Raw genomic sequence first — 11,360 nt, forward strand, 5'->3', positions numbered from 1 at the left:
CCGTGCAACGGAAAAGAGCCGCCCTTTCGGACGACTCAAACTGTAATGGGGCTTTTTGGCTGCCCTGTGCCCCGAGTTGACTCGCTTGCCACGAAATGGGCCTATCTACTACGTTTGACCGGTAACCCTCGACCATACCGAGAATTGCGAAATCAAAACCGCAGGTAAAGGGCTTGCCATTTTTAAAAAAAGACCCGCATGGTCGACCCATGCGGGTTAAACGTAGTAGATGGCCCGTTTTCGTGGCACTGCGTTAACGGGATGTGCCAAAGGGACTGTCCCTTTGGCACATTGGCTAGTCTAGGCGGACCGGATCGTGGGGGTAGGCGTTGAGAATCTCGACGCCGGACTCGGTAACTAGGGCCAAGTCTTCGATGCGGACGCCGGTGCGGCCGGGGAGGTAGATGCCCGGCTCGATGGAGAACGTCATGCCCGGCTCTACGACCTGCTCGTTGACGAGCGAAACGTCGCCCGGCTCGTGGTCCTGCAGGCCGATCGAGTGGCCCAGGCGATGCGTGAAGTACTTGCCGTAGCCAGCGTCCTCAATCACGTCGCGCGCGGCACGGTCCAGGTCGCACATGCGCACGCCCGGCGCGATGAGCGCTTCGGCGGCCTCGTTGGCGCGGCGCACGATGTCGTAGATGCGTGCCGTCTCCTCGTCCGGCTCGCCCCAAAAGAACGTACGCGTCATGTCCGAGCAGTAGTTGCGGCGACGTCCGCCAATGTCGAACAGCACCACGTCGCCGCGCTTGAGTACGGTGTCGTCGGGCTCGTGATGCGGGTCTCCGGCGTTGGCGCCAAAGCTCACGATGGGCGGAAAGCTAAAGCCCTCGCAGTCGTGCTTGCGATATAGATTCAGCATCTGGTCGGCAATCTCGCGTTCCGTCACGCCCTCGTGGACGAGTTTGATGGCATCGGCCATCACGGCGTCGTTGGCGGCCGAGGACACGCGCATGAGCTCCTGCTCGGCGGCATCCTTGTGGGCGCGTGCTGCGGTGACGGCAAAGTCGCCCAGGAAGAACTCGCTCGCGGCGTGACGATTCATAAGGGGCAGCAAAAAGCCGGAGCGCATTACGGTATCGATGCCGAGGGGCTTGGATGGATTGACCTCGCGAGCGATGGCGTCGGTCACGACGTCGGTGTCGGTGTGGTAGGCCACGCGGGCATTGTCGTACTCGGGCAGCTGATGCAGGGCGTTGACTAGGATCACCGGCTCGGCACCGCGCGTGAGCAGCACGCCACAAAAACGCTCGAACATATCGGCATAAAAGCCGGTCAGATAGTAGATCGACCACGGGTCGTTCACGAGCAGCTGCGCGCCGGGGCGCTGAGCCTCGAGCGCATCGAGCGCGCGCGCCACACGCTGGTCATCGACATGTGCCATACATCGTCCTTTCGTTAGGTTGCCACCATGGTATCTCAAGCCCGGCACATAGGGACGTCCCTTTTATGCCGGCACTTCGGGACACTCCTTGGCATGACCAGCCTATCAAGCAGTATAAGTTGTCAAAAGAGGCCCGTCCCAAATGGGCTGGTTTCAAAACTATGGCGGATTACAGGGCTGGACCTGTATTACTTGACCATTGGAAAAATTGCGAAATTAAAACCGCAGGTAGACGGCTTATCAAAAATCGAAAAATGCCGGTATGGATGGGGGTCTCCGAATCAGCCCCGTAATCCGGCATAGTTTTGAAATGGCACTAAAGTAGGCACAATCTAAATATCGATCCCAAGGCAAGTTGCGGTGGAATAGTTCCTGGATGCCGGGGTTTTGGCGGAAATCAGGAACTATTTCACCGCAATTGAGGAGGGGCGGGGTGGATGGCGGGGTAGCTAAAAGAGGCTCGTCCTAAATTAGCTGCTTAGGCTGGGTCGATGTCCATGCTGGCGATAAGGTTGATGCCCATGTTGAGGAGGTTGGGGAGGGCGGTGTCGCCCATGCGGATGGGAGCTTTGACCACTAGGCCGCGGATGAGGTTCATGGCTTGGGCATGGAGTTCGAGCGGGATGGCTTCGGCCGTACGCACGGGCAGCAGCGCCTCGTCGCCGCCGGATACGGCCGCGGTGGTGGTGAGCACGCGCATGGGGCAGGTGAGTTCCTGGCGTGCGAACTTGTCGCCGCGCGGGCAGCTGTTGCCAGTTACGGAGCGCACCTCTACCACGGTGCCGTCTGCGCTGCGCTCGACTTCCACGGTTAGGAGGCACTCGGATGGGCAGGTGGTACAGTTGAACTGTAGCGTCTCGATCACATTTGCGCTCATGGCTTTACGCTTCCTCAACGGGGTCGACGGACAGGACAATCTCGCTAACACCCAGGTCGAGTGCGCGCTGAATCACCTTTGCCGGCAGCGGGAAGCTTTCCATGACGCTCGGTTTAAACGGGCGGACCTTGCCTGCAAGCAGTTCCTCGCCGTTTGCGAGAATGCGCACGCGGGCAGCATCGACCGGGCGGCGTACACGGAAGTTGAGCTTAGTGAGCCCGACGGTCGTGATGCGGCCCGGCAGTGCGTAGCCTGCGATGCCGGCTGGGGAGATCGTGAGCTCGCAGCTGGCGCCCATGCTATCGCCGACACCCAACGCGTATGCCGCCGCAGCCGCACCGGCACGCTCGGACTCGGTCGTCACATTGTCTGCCAGGTCGTGCACGTGCAGCACGTTGCCGCAGGCAAAGATGCCCGACACGCCCGTCTGCAGACTCTGGTCCACCACGGCGCCGCGCGTGCGTGAGTCCAGCTCCACGCCCGCGGCAACCGAAAGCTCGTTCTCGGGAATCAGGCCCACCGAAAGCAGCAGCGTATCGCACGGAACAACGCGCTCGGTCCCCGGAATGGGCGCCAGGTGCTCGTCGACCTTGCTCACTTCGACCGCCTCCACGCGGTCGCGACCGATCACGCGCGTCACGGTGGTGGACAGGTGCAGCGGAATGCCAAAATCGTCCAGGCAGTTCTTGACGTTGCGGCGCAGGCCGTTGGCGTAGGGCATGAGCTCGTACACGCCCTCGACCGAAATCCCCTCGAGCGTGCAGCGGCGCGCCATGATGAGCCCAATGTCGCCCGAGCCCAAAATGACGGCGCGCGAGCCGGGTTTGAGGTTCTCGATATTGATGTATCGCTGCGCCAGACCGGCCGTAAACACGCCGGCAGGTCGGCTGCCGGGAATCTTGATCTCGCTGCGGGTGCGCTCGCGGCAACCCATGGCAAGGACGACCGCACGCCCGGTGAGCTGCAGCATACCGGAGGGATTCATGAGCGTGACGGTGTGGAGTGTGGCGTCTTCCGTGGAATCGCCCGAATCAATCCCAAGCACCATGCTGTCCAAGAACAGCGCAATGTTGGTCGCTCGCACCTGATCGATAAAGCGCTGCGCGTACTCGGGGCCGGTGAGCTCCTGCTTAAAGTGCGACAGCCCAAAGCCGGGGTGAATGCACTGGCGCAGGATGCCGCCCAAGTGTTGCTCACGCTCCACGATGGCTACGCGCGCGCCGGCCTTATGCGCGGCAAGTGCGGCCGCCATGCCGGCAGGTCCGCCGCCGATAACGACAACGTCGAACGCTTGCGTCTGCACCGCCTCCGTAGCTCCTGCCTCCAAGCGTTCGTTGTGCATATCAAACGTCGCCATCCTAGCGCACCCCCTTCAACGGTCCCTCGACCAGCCAAGATCCGGCATTCTCCAGCAGCACTTCGTTGGGGTCACACCCCAGCTCGCGGGCCAGAATCGCCACCACGCGGCTCTGGCAAAAGCCGCTCTGGCAGCGGCCCATGCCCGCGCGGCAGCGGCGTTTGACGCCCTCGACCGAAACCGCGCCCGGGCGGCGTCGGATCGCGGCCACGATCTCGGCCTCGGGCACCGTCTCGCAGCGGCAGACGATCTGCCCCCATGCAGGGTCGGACTCAATGAGCTCCTCCTTGCGTGCAAGCGGCGTACGGTCGAAGTCGTCCGGCGCGTGTCGAATCGGATTCCAATCGGCCCGTTCGCGCAAAGCAACGCCCGCCTCGCGCATCACGTGCTCCATGCGCTCGGCAATGGCCGGCGCGCTCGCCACGCCTGGCGACTGAATGCCCGCCGCCTGGAACAGGCCTGGCACCACGGCGGACTGCCCAATAAAGAAGTCGTTTGTTCCCTTGATGACCGGACGCCCGCCGGCAAATGCGCGCACCACGCGGCGCGTGTCCAGATCGGGCACCAGCTTGCGCGCGCCGTCCAGCAGCGCGTTGACATCGCTTGCATACGTTTGCGTGTCGCCCGGCTCGCGCACGGCAGCCGTCGCGGTGATCACGGTGTTGCCGTGGACCGTGCCCGTGACGATAACGCCCTTGGACACCGGCGTGGGCACGGGATAGAGCGGCATGAGCGTACGCGGCTCCTTGTCCAGTACCACGATGTTGCCCTGGCGCCAGACCATCTGGAACTCCTCGGCGCCCGCCATATGCGAGATGTCGGCGGCGCCGTTGCCCGCGGCGTTGATCAGGTAACGGCAGCGCACGTTGCCAGCGGGGGTCGCCAGCGTAAAGCGCGCGTCGACGCCCGAGCCCGCGACTTCAATCGCTTCTACCGCCGCGGATCGCATAAACGTCACGCCGTTGGCAACCGCGTTCTCCAGCGCGGCGATGGCAACCTCAAACGGGTCGACAAATCCAGTCGAGGGGCACCACAACGCGCACGTTGCATCGGCACTGGCGCGCGGCTCTAATTCGTGGATGCGGTCGGGTCCGACGATCGACAGCTCGGGCACGCCGTTGACAAGGCCGTTGCGCCGCAGCTGCTCCAGATGCGCGCGGTCCTCGTCGTTAAAGCCCAACACCATCGACCCGGTGCGGCAGAACAGAAAGCCCAGCTCCTGCGCCCACGCACCGTACAACTCGCAACCACGGGCGTTGACCTGCGCCTTTACGGTGCCAGGGGCCGGATCGTAGCCGGCGTGCACCAGACCGCCGTTGGCCTTCGATGCGCCCAGTGCGATATCGTTAGCCGCCTCGACCACGCAAATGGACAGGTCATAGCGCGCGAGCTGCCGCGCAATGGCGCACCCGGTGATGCCTGCGCCAACAATTGCGATATCAAACGTTTCTGCCACGGTGCCTCCAAGACAAGTTGACAGGCTGTCAATAGGACTATCCTAAGGTCTGCGCGTTCCCAGTGCGGCGGCAATGCGGCGAACAGCCCTGCAACACCCGCCAACGGCAGGCGAGGGGAGACCCGGCACGGATGTTGGCCTCGTCTGCCGACAGCTACGGCAACCGTTCGTCTCGACCTGTAACAGTTAGACAAGGATTTGGGTTCTAGATGTTACAGATCAAGACAAACCTTCCGGCGGATTTTGAATGTCTCGATCTGTAACAGTAAGAGGGGTTTTTGGGCCCAAGATGTTACAGATTGAGATTGAAATCGGGGAGGGGCCCCTGTGTCTCAATTTGTAACATCTAGACCCGGATTCCGCCTCCATCTGTTACAGATTGAGATGTTTGTGTCCGCGCCGGCCCCGTACCCAGCCGTAGTCCCATATAAACAAACCCCGTGGTAAACTTGACCGGATTATAAATATTCCGAAAGGTACCCGTAATGTCCAAGTACATCTCCGAGCTCATGTCGCCGCAGCTCATGGGCGTCATCTATGCCTTCGTTGGCTTTATCATCGCCCTGTATGTGCTGTCGGTCGTCTATGTGTTCATCGACGCTCGCCGCCGCGGCGCCAGCGCCTACGTGGCATGGGGCATCATCGCCCTCATCCCGTTTGTGGGTCTCATCGCCTACCTGGTCCTGCGCCCGCACTCCTATGCGTCCGACCGCGAGGAGCAGGAGCTGGACATGGCCCTGCGCGAGCGCCAGCTTGCCCAGTACGGCACCTGCCCGCAGTGCGGCGCGCCCATCGAGAAGGACTTCGTCGTCTGCCCGGTGTGCGATACCCAGGTTCGCAACGTCTGCCCCAGCTGCCATCGCCCGCTCGATGCGCACTGGAAGGTCTGCCCCTACTGCCGAACTCGCATCCAGTAACGCATCCATCGCCGGGCCGGCCGCAAGCCACGGGCACGCCGCAAGCCACGCGCGCCCCACACCCCGCGCCCACACGATGAAGCATGCGTAGAAAATCGCCCGCCGTGCCATTAAGGTGCGGCGGGCGCTTGTATACCAAGGCAACCTGCCTATAATGATGCAAGTCAAAAACGCCGAGCGCATCGCACGCACTTGCATCAGGCATCCGAGAGGAGAAAACATACCCATGAAGGCACTCTACAATGACGGTTCGGTGGCCGAGCTCCCGCAGGACGAGGTCACGCACGTCATCCGCCACTCCGCCGCGCACATCATGGCGCAGGCCATCAAGCGCCTGTACCCCGAGGCCGACTTTGCCTACGGCCCCGCGACCGACAACGGCTTCTACTACGACGTCGACCTGCCCGAGGGCGTCAAGATCAGCGAGGACGACTTCCCCGCGATCGAGGCCGAGATGAAAAAGATCGTCAAGGAGAATCTCAAGTTTTCCGTGTACGAGAAGCCCCGCGCCGAGGCCATCGCCCTTATGGAGGAGCGCGGCGAGAAGTACAAGGTCGAGCACATCGGCGACCTGGACGACGACGCCCGCATCACCTTCTACCAGCAGGGCGACTACATCGACATGTGCGTCGGCCCCCACATCTGCTACACCAAGGCCCTTAAGGCCTTTAAGCTCACCGGCGTCTCGGGCGCCTACTGGAAGGGCGACAAGGACAACAAGATGCTCACCCGCATCAACGGCGTCGCCTTTGCCACCAAGGAAGAGCTCGACGAGCACATGCACATGCTGGAGGAGGCCAAGAAGCGCGACCACCGCAAGATCGGCCGCGAGATGGACCTCTTTATGATGCGCGACGAGGCCCCTGGCTTCCCGTTCTTCCTGCCCAACGGCATGATCCTTAAGAACACGCTGCTGGACTACTGGCGCGAGATCCACCACAAGGCCGGCTACGTGGAGATCTCCACGCCGCTCATCATGAACAAGCAGCTATGGAAGACCTCGGGCCACTGGGACCACTACAAGGACAACATGTACTCCACCGTCATCGACGACGAAGAGTACTGCATTAAGCCCATGAACTGCCCGGGCGGTGTGCTGGTGTACGCCTCCAAGCCGCACTCCTATCGCGAGCTGCCCATCCGCGCCGGCGAGATTGGCCTGGTGCATCGCCACGAGCTGCGCGGTGCCCTGCACGGCCTGTTCCGCGTACGCTGCTTTAGCCAGGACGACGCCCACCTGTTTGTGCGTCCCGACCAGCTGACCGACGAGATCGTGGGCGTGGTCAACCTTATCGACTCCGTGTACCAAAAGTTTGGCTTTAAGTATCACGTTGAGCTTTCCACCCGCCCCGAGGACTCCATGGGTTCGGACGAGGACTGGGCTCGCGCTGAGGAGGGCCTGCGCACCGCTCTGGAGAAGCTGGGCATGGACTACGAGGTCAACGAGGGCGACGGCGCCTTCTACGGCCCCAAGATCGACTTCCACCTGGAGGACTCGCTCGGACGTACCTGGCAGTGCGGTACTGTTCAGCTCGACTTCCAGATGCCGCTCAACTTTGATCTTGAGTACGTGGACGCCGACGGCACCAAGAAGCGCCCCATCATGCTGCACCGCGTGTGCTTTGGCTCCATCGAGCGCTTTATTGGTATTCTGATTGAGCACTTTGCGGGCAAGTTCCCCACTTGGCTGGCTCCCGTGCAGGTCAAGGCACTTCCTGTCTCTGAGAAGAGCCGTGACTACGCCCACGAGGTGTGCGCCAAGCTGGAGGAGGCCGGCATCCGTGTGGTCTGCGACGACCGCGACGAGAAGATTGGCTACAAGATCCGCGAGGCCCGCAGCATCGACCGCGTGCCCTATATGCTCATCCTGGGCGAGAAGGAGGTCGAGGCCGGCAACATTTCCGTCCGCGATCGCTCCAACGAGACCGTTCAGATGAGCGTTGACGAGTTTGTTGCCAAGGTGACCGAGGAGATCAAGACTCGCGCCTAAGGCAAACTTCACAACAATTAACATAGGCGACCGTCCACAAAGGGCGGCCGCCTTTTTCATGCCGAAATAAGAAAAGCCGCTGGTTGAGCGGCTTTTTTTGTTGCACAAAAAGGTACAGGTTTTTGTATCTTTCGACATAGGCAATTATACGAGCAATTAATCAACGATTGCCCAGATTACGCAAAATGTCCTGTCGGTAGATACATCTCCATAGCCCTCTACAAAAACCTGTACTTTTGCGACTGCGCCTAGCTGCGAGCGAGAAGCCTGTTCTAAACGCCCCTGCATTTGCGTGCATCGCAAAGCCAAAAGAGGGGGCGAGAACATGGAGCAGACGGCACGGCGTCAAGAGCAGCTGCCGGGTGCATTTAACGGCGCCACCACCAACAGCCAACATGGCCGCGTCCGCTGGTATCTGGTCCACACCCCCAATGGAAAAGAGCGCGAGACCTGCGAAAAGGTCCGCCGCATTATCCCGCACAACCTTATGCAGGACGCTTTTGTGATGCAAAAGGAGTTCTGGTTTAAGCGGGACGGCGCCTGGTCGCTCCAAACCAAACCCATGTACAAGGAATACTTCTTCGTCGCCACGCGCGATGCCGCTGCGCTCGATAGGGCCCTGGCCCAGTTGAGCTTTGGCTGCCGTATCGCCGGCAGTAGGGAGCGGGCGTACATGCCCATGCCGGACGATGCGCAGGACTGGTATCGCAGCGTGCTGGACGACGACGGCGTGGTGCGCAACAGCGTTGCGCGCATAGAAGACGGCGTGTTGCACATAGAGCAGGGTCCCTTGGTGGGGCAAGAGGCCCGTGTAAAGAAGATCGACCGTCATAAACGCTGGTGCCTGGTGGACGTGGGCGAAGGCGACTCCGCATTTAGGGAGTTACTTCCGCTCGACGTGCCCAGCAAAACGTAAGGGAGACGTTGCACCGGCAAATCATTCGTTTTTTGAATTCATGGACGGGGGGGGGTTCCTGGGGACAGGGACGTAAGTTTTATCGTGACTGCTAATAAAGAAGTGACAGAGAGCAATGCGCCCGTAGGGGCGGTGCTGATTGCTCAGGCCATGGACCGGCGTGAAGGCGCCGGTCGATATAAGGCCATGCAATCCATCATGGACTGGGACAACTCGCGCTTGGCCTACCGCGCCGTCAAGCGCGCATTCGACATCGTTTTCAGCGGCTGCGCGCTGGCCGTCATCGCCATACCCAGCCTGGTGCTGGCCGTGGCCATCCGCCTGGAGAGCGAGGGCAACCCGTTCTACAGCCAGATTCGCGTGGGCCAGACCCACCGCGACGGCAGCCTGTCCACCTTCCGCATGTGGAAGTTCCGATCCATGTACAAGGACGCCGACGAGCGCCTCGCCGAGCTTAAGGAGCAGAACGAGATCGCCGGCGCCATGTTCAAGATGAAGGAGGACCCCCGCGTCACCAAGATCGGTAGGTTCATCCGCAAGCACTCCATCGACGAGTTCCCGCAGTTCCTCAACGTGTTCCTGGGCCAGATGTCCGTCGTGGGCCCGCGCCCGCCGCTGCCTAACGAGGTGGCCGAGTACACAGAATTCGACCTGCAGCGTCTGGCCGTCAAGCCCGGCATCACCGGCTGGTGGCAGGTGACCGACCGCAATTCAACGGGTTTCGACGGAATGGTCCAGCGCGACCTTGAGTACATAGCCAAGCGCGGCGTCATCACGGATCTCAAGATCGTTCTACTCACTGTCGTCGAGGTAATTACGGGAAGCGGGGCGTGCTAGTGTCAGCCGGCAATCGTTATCCAATTCTGAACACGTATGTAAACGCCATCTCGCTTGACGAGACGGTGGATGAAATCGAGAAGATCATCGCGAGGGGCGTACCGACCCAGCATGTCGTAATCAACGCCTCCAAGGTCAACCTGATGGAGGCGGATCCCGATCTCGCGTCAATCGTCAACGAATGCCCCCTGATCAACGCCGACGGCGCCTCGATCGTCTGGGCGGCGAAAAAGCTGGGGGTTCCTCTCGGGGAACGCGTCACGGGCATCGACCTGTTCCAGAGGCTTGTCGGGCTGGCGTCCGAGAAGGGCTACCGCATCTACCTCTTCGGGGCGAAGGAAGAGGTGGTCACCAAGGTCAAAGCGATTTTCGAGGACAGGTACCCGGGCATCCAGATCGCAGGGTATCGCAACGGCTACTTCACCGAGGCGGACGAGCCCCAGATCGTATCCGATATGGCCGCCTCGGGAGCCGACATGATGTTCGTCGCTTTCTCCTCTCCCAAGAAAGAGTACTGGGTCCACAAGTACATCGACCAGATCGGAATCCCCTTCGTCATGGGCGTCGGCGGCAGCTTCGATGTTGTTGCCGGCGTAACCGACCGAGCTCCGACGTGGATGCAGAAGCGCGGCCTGGAGTGGTTCTACCGCTTCATCCAGGAGCCCGGAAGGCTGTGGAAACGCTACATCATCGGCAACCTAAAATTCGTCGCCCTCACGTATAAATACAAGTTCGCTAAGAAAGGTGAATAGCAATGGTTAACGTTATCGGTCTCGGCTACATCGGCCTGCCCACCGCCCTCATGATGGCATCCCACGGCGTGGAGGTCGTGGGCACGGATTACAACGAGGAGCTCGTCGCCACGCTCAACGCCGGCAAGACTACCTTCAAGGAGGAGGGCCTAGACGAGCTGTTCGCCGACGCCCTGAAGTCCGGAATCAAGTTCTCCACCGACTACCAGGTCTGCGACACCTACATCGTCTCGGTCCCCACTCCCTACGACAAGCTAGACAAGAAGATCGACCCCTGCTACGTCGTGGCGGCCTGCAAGACCGTCCTCGAGGTCGCGCCCGAGGGCGCCGTGCTCGTAGTCGAGTCCACCGTTTCGCCCAACACCATCGACCGCTTCGTTCGCCCGCTACTCATAGAGGCCGGCCGCGAGGACGTCAGGCTCGTCCACGCCCCCGAGCGCATCATCCCGGGCAACATGGTCTACGAGCTGCTGCACAACAACCGCACCATCGGCGCCGACGACCCCGAGGTGGGCGAGGCCGTGGCGAAGGTCTACGCCAGCTTCTGCCAGGGCGAGATCTCCGTCACCGACATCCGCACCGCCGAGATGACCAAGGTCGTCGAGAACACCTTCCGCGCGGTGAACATCGCCTTCTCCAACGAGCTCGCCAAGATCTGCCGCATCGGCGGCATGGACGTCGCCGAGGTCATCCGCATCGCCAACAAGCACCCGCGCGTGAACATCCTCAACCCCGGCCCGGGCGTCGGCGGCCACTGCATCCCGGTCGACCCGTGGTTCCTGGTCGGCGACTACCCCGAGACGGCCAACTTCATCCGCCTCGCCCTGCAGACAAACGCCTCCATGCCCGAGTACGTCATGCACCGGGCCCACGA

At 61.4% G+C, this 11,360-nt stretch carries 10 protein-coding genes; 6 read left to right on the top strand and 4 right to left on the bottom strand.

Features of this window, described 5'->3' with window-relative positions:
- Positions 1 to 295: 295 nt before the first annotated feature.
- The 4 genes from DWV43_RS08005 to DWV43_RS08020 form a co-directional block, all read right to left on the bottom strand.
- Positions 296 to 1,384: a Xaa-Pro peptidase family protein gene (locus DWV43_RS08005; RefSeq protein WP_199569434.1), complete on the bottom strand. Its 1,089-nt coding sequence runs from the start codon at positions 1,382 to 1,384 to the stop codon at positions 296 to 298.
- Between the two features lie 478 nt (positions 1,385 to 1,862).
- Positions 1,863 to 2,261 carry a DUF1667 domain-containing protein gene (locus tag DWV43_RS08010; protein ID WP_117818330.1) on the bottom strand — a complete coding sequence of 133 codons (399 nt, stop codon included), beginning with the start codon at positions 2,259 to 2,261 and terminating at the stop codon, positions 1,863 to 1,865.
- 4 nt (positions 2,262 to 2,265) lie between these two features.
- Positions 2,266 to 3,603: an NAD(P)/FAD-dependent oxidoreductase gene (locus DWV43_RS08015; protein WP_117818334.1), complete on the bottom strand. Its 1,338-nt coding sequence runs from the start codon at positions 3,601 to 3,603 to the stop codon at positions 2,266 to 2,268.
- 16 nt (positions 3,604 to 3,619) lie between these two features.
- Entirely contained in the window at positions 3,620 to 5,074 is a 1,455-nt protein-coding gene (locus DWV43_RS08020) for an NAD(P)/FAD-dependent oxidoreductase (RefSeq protein ID WP_117818328.1), read from the bottom strand.
- A gap of 485 nt (positions 5,075 to 5,559) precedes the next feature.
- On the opposite strand from DWV43_RS08020, the gene DWV43_RS08025 reads away from it, so the two are divergent.
- The 6 genes from DWV43_RS08025 to DWV43_RS08050 form a co-directional block, all read left to right on the top strand.
- The gene (locus DWV43_RS08025) at positions 5,560 to 5,991 is read left to right on the top strand and encodes a zinc ribbon domain-containing protein (protein WP_117818326.1); all 432 of its coding nucleotides are present in this window, start codon (positions 5,560 to 5,562) and stop codon (positions 5,989 to 5,991) included.
- Positions 5,992 to 6,217: 226 nt separating this feature from the next.
- Entirely contained in the window at positions 6,218 to 7,981 is a 1,764-nt protein-coding gene (thrS, locus tag DWV43_RS08030; protein ID WP_117818324.1) for a threonine--tRNA ligase, read from the top strand.
- 325 nt (positions 7,982 to 8,306) lie between these two features.
- Complete coding sequence (locus tag DWV43_RS08035; RefSeq protein ID WP_117818322.1) at positions 8,307 to 8,897, top strand: hypothetical protein; 591 nt, start codon at positions 8,307 to 8,309, stop codon at positions 8,895 to 8,897.
- A gap of 84 nt (positions 8,898 to 8,981) precedes the next feature.
- Entirely contained in the window at positions 8,982 to 9,734 is a 753-nt protein-coding gene (locus tag DWV43_RS08040; protein ID WP_233539254.1) for a sugar transferase, read from the top strand.
- Positions 9,734 to 10,486 (top strand): WecB/TagA/CpsF family glycosyltransferase, encoded by a 753-nt coding sequence (locus DWV43_RS08045; protein ID WP_199569433.1) that lies wholly within the window; start codon positions 9,734 to 9,736, stop codon positions 10,484 to 10,486. The genes DWV43_RS08040 and DWV43_RS08045 overlap by 1 nt, the downstream gene beginning before the upstream one ends.
- Positions 10,487 to 10,488: 2 nt before the next feature.
- Positions 10,489 to 11,360, top strand: an 872-nt coding sequence (locus DWV43_RS08050; RefSeq protein ID WP_199571378.1) for a nucleotide sugar dehydrogenase, incomplete at its 3' end; no start/stop codon positions are given.

The sequence above is a fragment of the Collinsella sp. AF05-9 genome (genome assembly GCF_003465595.1).
GTDB lineage: Bacteria > Actinomycetota > Coriobacteriia > Coriobacteriales > Coriobacteriaceae > Collinsella.

Bases quoted from the DNA above. Each gene is read 5' to 3' on its own strand.
- thrS (WP_117818324.1), top strand. From the start codon at position 6,218: ATGAAGGCACTCTACAATGACGGTTCGGTGGCCGAGCTCCCGCAGGAC.
- DWV43_RS08010 (WP_117818330.1), bottom strand. From the start codon at position 2,261: ATGAGCGCAAATGTGATCGAGACGCTACAGTTCAACTGTACCACCTGC.
- DWV43_RS08035 (WP_117818322.1), top strand. From the start codon at position 8,307: ATGGAGCAGACGGCACGGCGTCAAGAGCAGCTGCCGGGTGCATTTAAC.
- DWV43_RS08015 (WP_117818334.1), bottom strand. From the start codon at position 3,603: ATGCACAACGAACGCTTGGAGGCAGGAGCTACGGAGGCGGTGCAGACG.
- DWV43_RS08005 (WP_199569434.1), bottom strand. From the start codon at position 1,384: ATGGCACATGTCGATGACCAGCGTGTGGCGCGCGCGCTCGATGCGCTC.
- DWV43_RS08025 (WP_117818326.1), top strand. From the start codon at position 5,560: ATGTCCAAGTACATCTCCGAGCTCATGTCGCCGCAGCTCATGGGCGTC.